Consider the following 15,447-nt stretch of genomic DNA (forward strand, 5'->3'; position numbering starts at 1 on the left):
CAAAGGCAACAGCTACCGGCTCAAAAGACACCAACCCGACGCCAGTACGGCACAATAGAACCACAACCCCGTGGCCCCGTTTTCAATTGGCACTATTGGCCCTATTTTCGGTTGGCGTTAACAGTGCTTACCAGCCTCGAAGCGACCAGCCCGATGGGAACGCCAAGTCAACCGAAAAACACGACGGAATCACGTGTTGGGTATCGGGGTTTCTCATCGTTTTAGCTGGGTTCGCTTCCGTTGCGACCTGTCCGCCAGTAGTTGGTTTTTGCTCAGATCGGATCCACTAGGAGCTAAGGCAGGGATGCGCTCTCTGCAGTCCATCGGAAATTTGTCGGTCGCCAGTTGATGTTCTACTCACCAGTAGCTAATGAAATTCCCTGATTTCTGGGCAAAAATCTGGTTCGAATGTGTTGGTTGACCGTTTGAATCGACAAGATTCCGACCTTGCCCAGCCGAATTCAGGTATTGACGTGCGTCACACTCTGTGGTTATGTACTAGCAATTGTATCCAATCTGAAGGTGACGAAGATGTCCAAACATTGGTGGCCGGGCACGGATTCGGTCTCGGCGTTCCTCGCTCCTGCCGTGGTTATTGGTGGCCGCGGAAGCTCGAGCAAGATCGCGTCTGTTCTGCAATCCCAGCTAAAGATCACCTCCGGAAGTGTTCTGGTGGCGGTCGATGATGCCGTACTCAACACGGGCCTGGCAGATGAGCTCATTCGGGATCTCGAAGACAATGGCTACGAGGTGACCGTGGCAAGCGGCTTCGGCAGCGAGCCCTCCAGCGAGCTTGTTGATGCCGCTGCAGAGATGGCCCGCAACGCCAACGTGCGGGTGGTCATTGGCTTGGGCGGCGGATCGGTACTCGATTCCTCAAAGATCGTCTCACTGCTCCTTTGCAATGAAGGAAGATCCGCCGATTGGCTGGGCGTTGTTGAGCCGTCCAACGGCGTTGCTCCACTAGTGCTTATCCCAACGACCTGCGGGACCGGTGCTGAGGCGACAAGGGTTGCCATGGTGACCGTTGCAGGCTCCAAGAGAGTCTCCTCATGCGCTCTATACGTTCCCTCCGTGGCCATTATTGATCCGAACCTCGTGGCATCACTGCCCACGAGCGTCATCGCTGCCACCGGTATGGATGCCTTGGCCCATGCGGTCGAATCACTCATGGCGACGACGACATCCGTTCTGTCCGCCCACCACGCACTCCGGGCTATCGAGTTGCTCGTGGCGAACCTTGAGAATGCTTTCAATGGGGATCAGGAGGCATTGGCGAATTGTTTATGGGGATCGCATCTAGCCGGCCAAGCACTCAACGCTGGCGTGGTGGTAGGCCATTCGTTGGCCTACTGTCTGGCCCATGAGCGGCCCATGCCGCACGGCATGTCGTGCGCACTCGCGCTGCCTTACTGCATTGCCTATAACCGGACTCTGGATCCAGGACTTGCTTCGACCTTGGCTTCCGTCATCACGGGGGGCAGCAGCATTGAGCTTTCTGATGCGGCACGGTGGATACAGGAGCTAACGAAGCGGCTGGGCCTGCCCACGACGTTGGACGAAGCCATGATTCCGACAGGTACTGAAGCCGTCATGGCGGCCCGCTGCGTTTCGGAATACCCCCGTCCAACAAATCCTGTTCCGCTCGACGAGGCGAAACTGGCAGAACTTTTGACAGCAATGCGTACTGGCGATTTGTCGGCCGCGTTTGGGCTTGCAAAATCAACCGCCTACAGCAACATCCAGTAAATCCCAAGCAGGAAATGGTGCCAACCGGAAACGGTTTAAGGAGTATTGAGAAATGACGTACGGACTGGTCAAGAACCTGGTGAATGGCGGTTTTGCTGACGCTGCAGCCGGCGGGACTATTGACGTTACAAACCCCGCAACCAATGATGCAGTTATTGCCCAAGTGCCTGCAATGACGCCTAGCGACCTTGACTCTGTCTTCGCGGCTGCAGAGGCGGGAGCGAAGGTGTGGAAGGGCATCGGCCATCTTGAGCGCGGACGCATTCTCATTGAGGCATCAAGGCTCATCCGTGCTCGCTGCAGCGAGCTCGTGAATGTGATCGTAACCGAAATGGGTAAGACCCAGGCGGAAGCAACTGGCGAAGTCGGAAAGTCCGCGGAGTTCTTTGAGTATTACGGAGGGCTCGCGCGGGCATCGTTCGGAGATTACCTACCCGATGGAAGGCCCAACACTTTCGCCAGCCAGATCCGGGAGCCCGTCGGTGTCGTCCTGCTTATCACGCCGTGGAATGATCCCCTGCTGACCCCGGCTCGCAAGATGGCGCCAGCCCTCCTGGCAGGCAATGCAGTCGTGATCAAGCCAGCAACAGTAACACCCGTCATCGCCCTGAAACTAGCTGAAATCCTGCACGACGCGGGCGTGCCGGCGGGCGTTCTCGGGACCGTAACAGGTCGCGGTTCAGACATTGGCAATGCATTACTTTCGTATGGCGCGATCAAAGCCGTTTCCTTCACCGGATCAACGGAAGTCGGCCTCGGACTGCAACGCAGACTCGCTGGGACCGGCGTTCGGTTGCAGACGGAAATGGGCGGAAAGAATGCAGTAGTGGTGCTGGAAGACGCTGACCTTGACCTCGCCGTGCCCGCAATTGTCGCAGGTGCGTTTGCCCAGGCCGGTCAACGCTGTACTGCGACCAGCCGGCTGATCGTTCAACGCGGCGTTGAGGCGGAGGTTGTAGAGAAAGTCAACACGGCCGTTCGGGCACTGCGCGTAGCGGCGGGCAACATTCCGGGAGCGGATCTGGGGCCGGTTGTTTCACGGGAAGCCCAGCGGGACGTTCAGGAACATGTCGCCAAAGCGATAGCGGAGGGTGCGCAAGTGCTGGCCGTCGCCGACGCGGCGCGCGAGCTTGAATCCGGGGGGTCGTTCGTGCAGCCTACGTTTTTGCGGATCGCTAGGGACAGCTCCATCTGGCGGGAGGAAGTTTTCGGACCGGTGCTTTCGATGATTGTTGTGGATACGCCCGAGGAGGCCATCGAAGCCGTCAACGATTCTTCGTATGGCCTTTCCAGTGCGGTCTTCACCAAAGATCTTGCACGTGCTTTTCAGTTCGTGGAGGGCGTCGACACAGGGCAGGTATCAGTAAACCAGCCAACGACGGGATGGGATATCCATCACCCGTTCGGTGGCTTCAAAGAGTCCGGCTCTGCGTTCAAGGAACAGGGCACCGAGGCGCTGAATTTCTACAGCCGGACCAAAACCGTCGCGATAAGAACGCACTAGCGGACTAACAAGAGGATTATTGTGACACAGCTAAACATGTTCTCGCTGCAGGGAAAGCGGGCCCTCGTGACCGGCGGCGGCAGGGGCCTGGGACAAGCCATAGCCCGCGGCTTGACTGCCGCGGGAGCCCATACCGCCCTCATCTCCAGGACCCGCGGGGAAGTGACGGCCGCGGCGGCGGAGATCGGGGCCAATGCCTTTCCCTTTGAAGCCGACGTTGCAGATACCGCCGCCATTCCTAAATTGCTCGACGACATAGAAACGCGCCTCGACGGTTCGGTGGACATAGTTGTACATGCCGCGGGCGTCCAGCATCGGCAGAACGCAGAAGCCTTTCCCCTAGCTGAATGGGACCGAATTATCAGTGTGAATCTCACAGCTCCGTTCATGCTGAGCCAGGAGATTGGCCGGCGCCAGCTCGAACGCGGGCAGCACGGTAATCACATCTTTATCGGTTCTCTGACGAGTCATCTCTCTGTGCCGGACGTGGTGGCGTATACGGCCAGTAAATCAGGTGTTTATGGCGTGGTGCGGAGTCTAAGCAGTGAGTGGTCGGCGAGGGGAATCCGCGTAAACGGAATCGGTCCCGGATACTTCCGTACCCAACTCACGGAATCCGCGTTTCAGGATGCCTCGAGGAAGCAGAAAATGCTTGATCGGATACCGATGAACAGGTTCGGGGATCCGGAAGACCTAGTAGGGGCGGCAGTTTTTCTGGCATCCGCGGCATCCAGTTACATCACAGGGCAAATGCTCATGGTAGACGGGGGATGGACGGCCAGCTAGCAAGATTAAACAGGAATTTCTGCGCATTGTTTTATTTAGGCTCGTTAGTAAAAGTGGAGGAAAAATGGCAAAAGGTATGAACGTGGACCGCCGGCAGTTCATGAGGCTGTCGGGAATCGGCATCATCGGTATTGCAGCGGTTCCAACGCTGGCAGCCTGTGCCACAGCATCTGCGGGGGGAACAACTCTTAAAATCGGGGCGTTCTTCCCTGTGTCGGGACCCCTCGCGCTGCTCGGAGAAGAATCCTGGCGGGGAGTACAGATCGCAACGGATCTGCGCAACGCTGCCGGCGGCGTCGCAGGAAAAAAAATTGAGCTGAAGTTTGCGGACGTTCCAGATGTCAACGCTGCCACATCGGAATCACGCCGTCTGGCGTCCAGCCCCGACGTCAAGTTGGCGATCGGCTCCTACTCTTCGGCGCTTTCCTTGGCAGCTTCCGAAGTGTTTGCCCGGGGAGGCAGGAGTTTCGTCGAACTGGGTGCGGTGTCCGAAGAAATTACAGCCCGGGGCTACGAGAACGTTTATCGTTTCAACCCGTCCGCCGGGGACTTCACAAAGATGCAGATGAGGTTCATCAGCGAATACCTTTCGGAAAAGCTGGGCAAACCGGTGTCCGAGCTCCAAGTAATCCTTGCCCACGAAGACTCTGCTTACGGGCAGTCCGTCGCTGAGAACGCCAAAAAGGACGCCGCCACCGCCGGCCTCGTGAATTTCTCCACGGAGCCCTACAACGCCAAATCCACGGATCTTTCATCGACGGTCTTGAGGATGAAGGATAAGTCGCCTGACATTGTGATGGCGGTCTCATATGCGGCGGACGCCATCCTTCTCGGCCGGCAGATCCGGGATAACGGACTCAAACTTGGTGCCTTCATCGGAACGGGTGGTGGCCACAGCTTGATGAGCTTCCATGAAGCACTGGGTGATGCGGCCGACGGTATTTTCGATGTCGACTTCACCCAGATCTACGTCAATGAAAAATTCACTCCGGGCATTCAGGACTTCACATCCAAATACAAAGAGCGGTACCAGGGGCTCCCTGCCTCCGGGCATGCCCTGGCGAACTTTACCGGTGCAAACCTGCTTTTTGACCTTCTGGAGAAATCAGGCGGAAAGGACGATCCGGTCGAGTTCCGCAACGCTGCGACGTCTTTCAAGCTGGACCAGGGCAAGACCGCAGCAGGATGGGGTTTTGAACTTAACGACAAAAACCAGAACGAGCGTTCCGACGTGTACATCATGCAGTGGAAGGGCACAAAGCTCGAAACTGTTTGGCCGCCGGAAGCCGCCGTTCGTGAACCGGAAATCATCACGCCGTTCGGCGTTTGAACGCCACAGAAGGACATAATGAGTCTCTTTATGCAAGCGCTCGTGGCTGGCCTGCTGCTGGGCGGCGTGTATGCACTAATAGCGGTCGGTCTGAACCTGATCTTTGGTGTTGTCAAGATCATCAACTTTGCTCATGGTGAATTCGTGATGATGGCGATGTACGCCACGTTTTGGATGTGGTCGGCCTGGAACCTGAGCCCGTATCTATCCATCTTCATCATCACGCCTCTGATGTTCGTGTTCGGAATGGTGCTGCAGAGATTCATTTTGCAACCCATGCAGAACTCGTCTCCGACGATGAAGATCTTCGTCACTCTGGGATTGTCGATCCTGTTGCAGAACCTGGCACTTGTCCTCTTCGGTGGGCAGTTTCGCAGCACCCAGTTTCCGTGGGGGGAAAAAAGTGTGACCGTTCTAGGTATCAGCGCAACGTACGGCCGTATCACCGCATTTGTGGTCGCGCTGGTACTGGTCGCTGCACTGTTTTACATCATGAAAAAGACCCTGATCGGCAAGGTCCTACGGGCACTCGCCGAAGACCGCGAGACCGCCGGACTTATTGGAATTCCGGTTAAGAAGTACTATCTGGTTGCAATGGGACTGGGAACAGCCATGACCGCCATCGCGGGGGTTCTGATCGCGCCGTTCCATTCGGTATTCCCGCTAGCAGGTGCACACTTCACGCTGTTGGCCTTCGTCGTCGTTGTCCTCGGAGGCCTTGGGAACATGGTCGGGTCGCTGGTTGGAGGGCTGCTCCTGGGCGCGGTTGAGACGCTGGTGGGCACGTATATTGATCCGGCGCTGCAGCTTGTGGCTGTTTTTGTGGTGTTCATCATTGTGCTACTCGCCCGTCCTCAAGGCATCTTCGGCGGTTCTGCCAGCAATGCGGAAGTTGGTTTGAAATGAAAAAGATTCATTACCTCTTGTCTATCGGCGCCGTCGCTATCGCAGCACTGTTGCCTTTGGTCACTGCCGATCAATTCGTCCTTCACATCTGCGTCATGATCTTTATCTATGTAGGAATTACTGTCGCCTGGAACATTCTCGCCTTTGGGGGCATCCTTTCACTTGGCCATGCCGCTTTCTTCGGGATTGGTTCTTACACGGTTGCACTGCTCTACGTGAACCTTAATATCAATCCTTGGCTGGGGATTCTTGCCGCAATGTTGACGGCAGGCATCGGGGCGTTGTGCCTGGCCATTCCGCTTTTGCGCCTGCGCGGACCGTTCTTCACGCTTTCCACGCTGGCGTTTGTGGAGGTGCTTCGCCTGATTGCTATCTACTGGGTCGGTCTAACCAACGGTTCGGTGGGCATCACGACTCCTCCCGCCGAGGGCTGGGCTCTTCTTTCATTCCAGGAGCGTCAGCCGTATTACTACATTGTTCTGTTTATGACGTTGATCGCCATCAGCATTTCCGTCTGGATTTATCATTCGAAGATGGGCTATCACCTTCGGGCTGTAGCCTCCGATGAAGATGCCGTTCGCGCCCTCGGCGTTCGGACCCCGCGACTCAAATTGACCGCGCTCGTGATCAGCGCGGCACTTACTGGGGCATTCGGCGCGTTCACTGCCATGTACTTCTTCGTTATAGAGCCAGAGACCAACTTTTCAGCAACTCTGTATTCCATTCAGCCGGCGTTGAACGGGATCATCGGCGGCATGGGGACGCTGCTCGGCCCGATAGTCGGAGCTTTACTCATGACACCGCTGGGTGAATGGTTGCGGACCACGTTCTCGGGCGCCACTCAGGGCCTGAACTTCGTGATCTACGGCATTGTCCTCATCGTTATCGTGCGTGTGATGCCCGGCGGGATCGTTGCGGGTTTCACCAAGCTCTACCGCCGGTTCCGTCCGGCGGAACGAAGCGCAGGCAGCGGGGACAGCAAAGACGGGACCGCGGAGGAGATAGTCGACGACGACCACATTTCCACTACTGCAGGAAGGCGCAGCTAATGGACAACACCCTCTTGAAGGTGGACAACGTCTCGAAGCGATTCGGTGGCGTACAGGCAGTCGGCGGAGTCTCCCTCGAACTGGAACACGGGGAAATTATTGGCCTTATCGGAGCGAACGGAGCTGGAAAGACGTCCTTCTTCAACCTTATCTCCGGGATGCATTTCCCCGACTCCGGAACAGTGGAGTTTGACGGCGACGATATCACCAGGTTGGACACGGCCAGCCGCGCCCGCTGCGGCATTGGCCGTACCTTCCAAGTGGTTCGACCATTCAAGGGTATGACGGTCGCGGAAAATGTCATGGTGCCATTGTTGGTCAATGATGCGAGCGTGAAGACGGCGCGCAAGCGGGCGGCCGAGCTGCTGGAGGAACTCAGCATCGGTGGCCTAGCGCGCAAGCCGGCGGAGAGCCTGACTCTGGCCCAACGCAAACGTGTCGAAGTCGCACGTGCACTGGCAACGGGGCCGAAACTCCTGCTTCTGGACGAGGTTCTTGCAGGGTTGAACAGCCGCGAGGTTATCGACGTTCTTCCGTTTGTGGCGAAAGTCAGGGACCGGGGCGTTTCGATTTTGATGATTGAGCACCTCGTGTCGGCAGTCATGGAGGTTTCCGATCGGATCCTGGTCCTGGACCACGGAGTGGTCATCTCGGAGGGCCTGCCCAATGAAGTTGTGAACGATCCGAAGGTCATCGCGGCCTATCTGGGTAAGGAAGACTAATGCTGGATGTAAGAAACATTTCCGCCTTCTACGGCGACGCACAGGCTCTGGAAAACGTAAATCTCACCCTCGGAAAATCCGGCATTGTGGCACTGCTCGGACCCAACGCGGCCGGCAAGTCCACCACCCTCCGGGTAATTAGCGGAATCGTGCCGGCCGCGAGCGGAACTGTGCACTTCCAAGGGGAGGACATTACAGCGGCGTCGCCCCAGGACCGTGTCGGCCTGGGCATCGTCCACGTTCCTGAAGGGCGGAAACTCTTCGGGACTCTCAGTGTGGAGGACAATCTCATCCTCGGCGGTTACAGCAAGCGCAAGGACCGAAAAACAACAGCCAGGTTGGACGGGATCTATGACCGGTTTCCCAAGCTAAGGGAGCGCCGCTTTCAGGACGCAGGGCTGCTTTCCGGTGGAGAACAACAAATGGTAGCCGTCGGGCGCGGTCTCATGTCGGAGCCCAAGTTGCTAATGATCGACGAAATGTCCCTGGGATTAGCGCCGATAATCGTGAAACAAATGTTCTCGCTGGTCCAGGAGATTGCGACGGGAAACATGTGCGTGCTCCTCGTTGAGCAGCATGTGCAGAATGCGCTGGCCGTCGCCGACCACGGGTTCATCATCGATGGCGGTGTGACGCGCGTATCAGGACCTGTCCAGGAACTGCTCAGCAGTTCTCTGGTTCGCGAATCGTATCTGGGCCATTGACACTCCTCTCGGAAATAGGGTCCTCAGCAGCATGAGCACACAGATGACGGCGTTCTTGAAGCAAAGCCGGAAGAAGGGGGACATAGCCCTTAGGCAGGTTCCCCTTCCCATGCCGGGGCCGGGTCAGGTGCTTATCCGGACGGAGGCTGTAGGACTGTGCGGAAGCGATATCCATGCTGTTAACAGCCATGCCGGATACGAGTGGCTGCCGGAACGAGTGGTGCTGGGACACGAAGCTGTTGGCATAATCCATGCGGTAGGACCGGATGTCAGCAGCACACGGATTGGCGAGCGCGTCGTTCCTTTGGCCATAGACGGTTGCCTCAACTGCTCCGTCTGTGCCGGCGGAACACCGCAACTCTGTTCGCAGCGGGACTGCCTCGGGCTGTCCTTCGACGGCGCTCTTGCGGATTTTTTTGTCCTCGATGCTGGCAGGACGGTGACCATTGACAACGAACTTTCCTCGTCCATGGCTGCCCTTGTTGAACCCACTGGCGTCGCCGTACACGCCGTCCGGCAGTTGGGCGAAAATTTGCAGGGCCAGCGGATCATTGTTTCGGGGCCAGGACCCGTTGGACTACTGTGCGGCCTTTTCGCCGAAGAGCTCGGCGCCGACGTAGAGCTCGTAGGACCGCTGGAAGGCTCCCAAACGAGACTGGACTTTGCCTCGCAACTGGGCTTTGCTACTGTCCGCGGCCACGAGGGCATCGAGGGAACAAGAAACGGACGCCCCATAGATGCCTGGATAGAGGCCAGCGGCGCTGCCGTTGTTCTTGAAACGGCCATTACACTCGTCCGCCGCGGTGGCACGATTGTCATTCCCGGACTCTTCGGCGTGCTTCCGCACCTGGACGTGAACCAGTTGGTGCGAAGCGAGGCGCGGCTCCAGGGGACCTACGGCTACACACGCGGTGACTACGGGGCCGCAACAGAACTTTTGCTGGGCAACCAGGAACGGCTGGCCTCGATGGTTACAGAATTCCCAATGGAAAGCGTACTGGCGGCGGTAGAAGCTACCGAGCAAACGACGGTCATCAAGGCTGTCGTTGTCGCTGACTGGACGACCACAAGAAGACGACTTTAGGGGTAACAGCATGATTTTTCTATCAGAACACGATGTTTCCGAATTGGTAGACATGGACGACGCTCTCCACGCCGTCGAAACCGCGTTGGCAGGCCAGGGCCGCGGAACCGTGCATAACGCCATTCGCTCACGGGCAGCCCTGAACGGAATGAACCTGAACCTCTTGGGCGGCGCGGTCGGCCCGGTGAACAGCCTGGCTGCGAAAATCTACGTCACGGGTGGGGGATCCGCCAAATTCTGGCTGCTCCTGTTCTCCGCTGATGGAGACTGTGACGCTTTGATGGAAGCCGACCGCATCGGTCAGCTGCGCACCGGCGCCGCCTCCGGAATCTCTGCGCGTTACCTTGCCCGAAAGGACGCGACGGTATTGGGCCTGATCGGTTCCGGGTATCAAGCTTGGACCCAGGCCGAAGCGATTGTCCGGTCCACGGAGGTCAAAACTGTCCAAGTGTTCAGCCGGAACTATTCTAAGGCCCAGGATTTCGCAAAGCGCTTCGCAGAAAAGTTTCCCGTCGAGGTCCTGGCCAAGCACACAATCGACGACGCACTTGAGGGTGCGGACATAATTGCCACTATGACGTCGTCCAAAGAGTCTTTGGTTGAACAACGGCATATCAAAGCCGGAACGCACTACGTTTTCGCGGGATCAAATAACCCGCAGAACCGCGAAGCGTCTGGAGCTGTATTGGCGGCGGCGGACCTACTTGTCACCGATGACCGGGAGCAGGCAAAGATTGAAGGTGGAACGCTGCGGCGGGCCGTCGCCGAAGGCGCAGTCACATGGGACAACGTGGGGCTTCTGGGCGACATTGTCGCGGGCGAGAAGTCCGGACGCACCTCCGACGCGCAGATTACCGTCTTTGTGTCTCAAGGGGCAGGCTCTTGGGATACAGCTCTCGCACGCATTGTTTTCGAGAAGGCCGCGGCGAAAAACACCGGCACCAAGCTGCCGATTGCTGGCGGTATTACGGAAGGACGACGGTAGTTGTGACAGACCACATCGGCATCATTGGGGGAGGTATCGTCGGGATTGCCATAGCCCGGGCCCTCGCGGAACGTGGCCTGATGGTTACTGTGGTGGAAAAGGAACACCGTGTGGCCATGCATCAAACCGGCCGCAACTCGGGAGTCGTGCACGCGGGGCTTTACTACGCACCAGGTTCCTTGAAGGCAACCCTTTGTTCCACGGGACGGGAGCTGACCAAAGAGTATTGCCAGGAGAAAAAGCTCCCCTACCGCGAGGTCGGGAAGTTGGTCGTTGCCGTGACGGACAACGAGACTCCCTATCTCGACGCCATTGAGGCCCGTTCTCTTGCGAATGGAGTTCCCGGGCTTCGGCGGTTGAACGCTGCGGAGATGAAGGATGTCGAGCCTCACGTGGCAGGGGTTGCCGCCATCCACTCTCCCCATACCGCGGTCGTCGACTATGCCTCTATTACTGAGGCTATGGCCGAGGATGTGCGGAAGGGCGGGGGCAGCATCCTTCTGGGGCACGAGGTTACTGCTATTGTCCGGCAGGCAGGAAGGGTCCGGGTTACCACTACCGCCGCGGAGCTTTCCTTTGATCGGCTCATCGTTTGCGCGGGCCTGCAGTCCGACGTCGTTGCCCGCCTGATCGGTGCTCCGGCCAGCCCCAAGATTCTGCCATTCCGTGGCGAATACTGGGGTCTGGCAAACGCAAAGCAACATCTCGTCCGGGGAATGATCTATCCAGTGCCGGATCCACGGTTTCCCTTTCTTGGCGTGCACTTCACGCGCGGGGTGTATGACGATGTCCACGTTGGCCCAAACGCTGTGCCGGCGATGGCGCGCGAAGGGTACAGCTGGGCGAAAGTTTCCGTGAAGGACACCTGGGATTCGCTCTCATGGCCAGGTGCGCCGGCTCTGGCAAAGCAGCACTGGCGGATGGGGATAAAGGAAATCGCTTCGTCCCTGATCAAGCCTCTCTACTATAAGGAGGCGCAGAGATTCATCCCCGAACTTCAACTGTCCGACCTTACGTCCAAAACAGCGGCCGGAGTTCGGGCACAGGCCTGGAGTTCGGACGGTTCACTATTGGATGACTTTGCGGTGGACCAGGTAGGACCGGTCACGCTGCTGAGGAATGCGCCTTCCCCCGCAGCGACGGCCGCAATGTCCATAGCTGATTATGTTCTAGATAAGTACATCTTTATCAGGTCCTAGGAATTGGGTGCCGAATCGGCCCCGATCCGGCGAATTGAAGGAAACCATATGTCAAGGGAAAATTCTGGCTTGGCCGGCAAACGCATTCTTGTGACCGGTGCCGGCCGCGGTCTGGGGCGCAACTATGCACTGCACCTTGCGAAAGCCGGCGCGGACGTTGCCGTCACGGACATTAATTTGCACTCCTATCGCGACTTTCAGCCTGAAGCAGACGACATGAAAAACGACACCGTCGTCGGGGACATCCAGGACTTGGGCAGGGCTGCCCTGGGCTACGAGGTTGATGCCACTGACCAGGACGGCATGGCCGATGTGATGGAGTCCATCCGCTCTGAATGGGGCGGGATCGATGTACTCGTCAACAACGTGGGCGGTGGCAGCTATTCAGCGGGGGCCGACACGCTGCCCAGCACCCTCCCGATCAGCGATCTGAGGGAGAACATGGAGCGGAACTTCGTCACCACGGTCCTGGCCTGTCAGCTTGCGATTCCGCTCATGGAACAAGGATCCAGCATTATCAATGTCGGGTCCCAGGCGGGGGAAGCCGCGGTGGAACCCATGTTTTCGGCCTATGGAAGCGCAAAAGCAGCGGTTGCCCACTACTCACGCTTCCTTGCTAACGAACTGGGGCCACGGGGAATCCGGGTCAACGTCGTGGCACCCGGCTACATAGCCACCGGACGTCTGAGTACGGTTTTCGCCGAGATGGGCGAAGAAAGAATCCACAAAAATGTGGCGCTGGGACGGATTGGGACCCCGGCAGAATGCGCCAGTGTTATCGAATTCCTCGCAGGGGGTGCGTCTCGCTACGTCACCGGCCAGATCCTCGTCGTCGACGGCGGCGCCCTGAATTTTGCTACGTCACGACCGTAATTTTTCCATACTCCTAAGGAGCACGCTATGCCCACAGTTGCCGAAATAATGGTCGCCGCCTTCCGCAGGCACGGAGTGACCGACGTCTTTGGGCAGTCCCTGCCATCGGCGTTCTTTCTGGCCGCCGAGAAAGCCGGTATCCGCCAGATCCCATACCGCACTGAGAACGCTGGCGGAGCCATGGCAGATGCCTTCGCACGGGTGTCAAACCGGATTGCCCTGGTGGGAGCGCAGAACGGCCCCGCCGCAACGTTGCTCGTACCCCCGTTGGCGGAGGCCATGAAAGCGTCCTCACCGGTCATCGCCATTGTCCAAGAAGTACCTGTCAGCCAGCGCGGCCGGAATGCCTTCCAGGAATTTGACCACGTGGCACTCTTTGCATCTTGCACCAAATGGGTGAAGCAACTGGATGATCCGACGCGGATCAACGACTACGTTGACATGGCTGTTACGATCGCCACGACCGGACGTCCTGGTCCCGTGGCGTTGTTAGTCCCGCGGGACGTACTTCTAATGGATGTTGAGCAGACAGAAGTTATTGCCCGGACTTCCCAGATGGGAGGATTTCCGCTGGATCGCTCCCGTCCCGACGGCGCCCGCGTCGTTGAGGCAGCCAAACTGCTGGCAGAGGCGGTTTCGCCGCTGATTGTGGCCGGCGGAGGCGTCCATCTATCCGGTGCAGTAAAAGCGCTTGGACAGCTTCAGGAGCTCAGCGGCATCCCGGTGGCAACCACCAATATGGGGAAGGGCGCTGTCAGCGAAACGCACGAGCTCTCCTTGGGTGTTATCGGCAACGCGCTGGGCGCGAAGGCGCCCAATTACCTGACGCGCCCGCTCGTGGAAGATGCCGACGTCGTGCTGTTTGTCGGGACGCGCACCAACGAAAACGGAACGGACGCCTGGAAGTTGTTTCCGCGTGATGCAACCTACATTCATCTCGATGTTGACGGAGTCGAGATTGGCCGCAACTATCAGGCCGTCCGTCTTGTCGGAGACGCACGCCTCGGTCTGGAGGACATCATTGCTGAATTGGGCAAGATCGACCTGACGCGGCGGGATCAAAGCCGGCCCTGCGCTGCGTCGCGGATTGCCCTGGCAAAGACAGCAGCCGCAGTCGATGTGGAGCAGCTTCGCGCTAACCAACCCTCAAACAAACTCACGCCGCAGTACGTGATGTCGATCCTGAATGAGCATCTGAAAGCGGATGATATCGCGGTAGCCGACGCCAGCTACTCGACTCTGTGGATGTCCAACTACTTAACAGCCAAGTCCGCCGGGCAAAGATTTATCTCTCCTCGCGGCCTTGCCGGCCTGGGGTGGGGTCTTCCCATGGCTATGGGAGCGCAAGCAGCGTTCCCGGACAAGCGTGTTGTTTGTATCAGCGGCGACGGCGGCTATGGCCACGTGTGGGCCGAAATGGAGGCAGCGGTCCGGAGCAATCAGCCCATCGTGTCCGTACTCTTGAACAACTCCATCCTGGGCTTCCAAAAGCATGCCGAGTTGAACTCATTTTCGGAATTCACAACGGCCATTCCGTTCTCGCCGGTCGACCATGCGGCCATTGCCCGCGCAGTTGGCGCGCAAGCAAGCCGCGTAACGACGCCTGCCGAACTTGAGACCGCGCTAAAAGCGGCCTTCAGCGGCAGCCAATTCTTCCTCATTGAAGTCATCACGGATGCTGACTCCTATCCGGCGATTGCGGCCTGGGACTCCAACCCCCCGGAAACCATCAGATAGGGCCCGTCAGTGGCCGGTACCTCGTCAGTCGCCGGTACCGGGATTTGCAGAAGGCAATACCATTTGCTTGATATTGCGTCGGGAGTTCGTGTGAGGGCTGCTGACTGGGTTCGGTGGGGCATCTCGGGCAATTGGCCGTTGGCGGTTCTACCAGGACTCGATGTAGTCATGACTGAGGTCCGGGCGGCGAGCCGGTTGGCGAAGCTGTGGTGATGGTCGCAATCGGTCTTCAGAGGCGAGAAGAAGAGTTTTGCCGAGGCATACGCGGACCATCCCATGTATTGGCGAGAGCGGACCACGCCGCTGGACGCTGCCACGGCCTGGTCCTGCAGGCTGTCGGTGCTGGTATGAGGGAAAGCCGACACCGGCGTGGCTCCTGTATCCACGGTCTTCACCGCCCCAGGCGGTGGCCGGCCGATGACAACCGACACGGTCGCGCCACGGCTCCGCGTCCATACGACCGCTGCGGCCACCACCTGCCCGGCGCTGGCGGCAAAAGCCGTAACCCCGTAGGTTCTCGGGCACACCAACGCCATGCGGAGGATCGCTGCCGGCATCGCCACCGCGACCAGTTCCCTCCGGATGGTCCACGAATCCCTTAAATCGACCCAGGCCCACTTGCACGCCGACCGGGTGTCAAGAAATGGGCGCTGGACCGGACCGCCGGACACTATGCCCGGACGCTACTCACCGGCAGACTGAATACTGGCTTCCAAGGGAGCCACGTGCCGTGCGCTTCAGAGCCACCTGGCCAGATCACGGATCGTGTCGTTCAGAGCCACGATTGGCGTGGTTGAGAGCCACCTGAAAAGCTCCTCC

13 protein-coding genes are annotated in these 15,447 nt (G+C 58.4%); all 13 read left to right on the forward strand.

The features are described 5' to 3' along the window. Window positions 1–447 precede the first annotated feature (447 nt). The 13 genes from NFC73_RS20310 to NFC73_RS20370 all read left to right on the forward strand — a co-directional run bounded on the left by NFC73_RS20310 (window position 448) and on the right by NFC73_RS20370 (window position 14,628). The gene (locus NFC73_RS20310) at window positions 448–1,749 is read left to right on the forward strand and encodes an iron-containing alcohol dehydrogenase (protein ID WP_254753222.1); all 1,302 of its coding nucleotides are present in this window, start codon (window positions 448–450) and stop codon (window positions 1,747–1,749) included. 52 nt (window positions 1,750–1,801) lie between these two features. Further along, on the forward strand, window positions 1,802–3,253 hold the full coding sequence (locus NFC73_RS20315; RefSeq protein WP_254753224.1) for an aldehyde dehydrogenase family protein: 1,452 nt from the start codon (window positions 1,802–1,804) through the stop codon (window positions 3,251–3,253). A 21-nt stretch (window positions 3,254–3,274) separates the two neighbouring features. Further along, window positions 3,275–4,039, forward strand: coding sequence for an SDR family oxidoreductase (locus NFC73_RS20320; protein WP_254753226.1), 765 nt, complete (start codon window positions 3,275–3,277; stop codon window positions 4,037–4,039). A 76-nt stretch (window positions 4,040–4,115) separates the two neighbouring features. After that, window positions 4,116–5,369, forward strand: coding sequence for an ABC transporter substrate-binding protein (locus tag NFC73_RS20325; protein WP_254753228.1), 1,254 nt, complete (start codon window positions 4,116–4,118; stop codon window positions 5,367–5,369). Between the two features lie 18 nt (window positions 5,370–5,387). Beyond that, window positions 5,388–6,275, forward strand: a complete 888-nt coding sequence (locus NFC73_RS20330) for a branched-chain amino acid ABC transporter permease (RefSeq protein ID WP_254753230.1) — start codon at window positions 5,388–5,390, stop codon at window positions 6,273–6,275. Further along, the gene (locus NFC73_RS20335) at window positions 6,272–7,324 is read left to right on the forward strand and encodes a branched-chain amino acid ABC transporter permease (RefSeq protein WP_254753232.1); all 1,053 of its coding nucleotides are present in this window, start codon (window positions 6,272–6,274) and stop codon (window positions 7,322–7,324) included. Before NFC73_RS20330 ends, NFC73_RS20335 begins: the two co-directional genes overlap by 4 nt. After that, the gene (locus tag NFC73_RS20340; RefSeq protein WP_254753234.1) at window positions 7,324–8,046 is read left to right on the forward strand and encodes an ABC transporter ATP-binding protein; all 723 of its coding nucleotides are present in this window, start codon (window positions 7,324–7,326) and stop codon (window positions 8,044–8,046) included. Before NFC73_RS20335 ends, NFC73_RS20340 begins: the two co-directional genes overlap by 1 nt. After that, entirely contained in the window at window positions 8,046–8,750 is a 705-nt protein-coding gene (locus NFC73_RS20345; RefSeq protein ID WP_254753236.1) for an ABC transporter ATP-binding protein, read from the forward strand. Before NFC73_RS20340 ends, NFC73_RS20345 begins: the two co-directional genes overlap by 1 nt. Window positions 8,751–8,781: 31 nt before the next feature. Further along, window positions 8,782–9,834, forward strand: a complete 1,053-nt coding sequence (locus tag NFC73_RS20350) for a zinc-dependent alcohol dehydrogenase (RefSeq protein ID WP_254753238.1) — start codon at window positions 8,782–8,784, stop codon at window positions 9,832–9,834. After that, complete coding sequence (locus NFC73_RS20355; RefSeq protein ID WP_254753240.1) at window positions 9,797–10,819, forward strand: ornithine cyclodeaminase family protein; 1,023 nt, start codon at window positions 9,797–9,799, stop codon at window positions 10,817–10,819. Before NFC73_RS20350 ends, NFC73_RS20355 begins: the two co-directional genes overlap by 38 nt. Before the next feature lie 2 nt (window positions 10,820–10,821). Continuing rightward, window positions 10,822–12,018: an L-2-hydroxyglutarate dehydrogenase gene (gene lhgD, locus NFC73_RS20360; protein ID WP_254753242.1), complete on the forward strand. Its 1,197-nt coding sequence runs from the start codon at window positions 10,822–10,824 to the stop codon at window positions 12,016–12,018. 48 nt (window positions 12,019–12,066) lie between these two features. Next, on the forward strand, window positions 12,067–12,891 hold the full coding sequence (locus NFC73_RS20365; RefSeq protein WP_254753244.1) for an SDR family NAD(P)-dependent oxidoreductase: 825 nt from the start codon (window positions 12,067–12,069) through the stop codon (window positions 12,889–12,891). A 27-nt stretch (window positions 12,892–12,918) separates the two neighbouring features. After that, a complete protein-coding gene (locus tag NFC73_RS20370) occupies window positions 12,919–14,628 on the forward strand; it encodes an acetolactate synthase catalytic subunit (RefSeq protein ID WP_254753246.1) in 1,710 nt (569 codons plus the stop codon). Window positions 14,629–15,447 lie beyond the last annotated feature (819 nt).

The organism is Pseudarthrobacter humi, assembly GCF_024294965.1.
GTDB classification, from domain to species: Bacteria; Actinomycetota; Actinomycetes; order Actinomycetales; family Micrococcaceae; genus Arthrobacter; species Arthrobacter humi.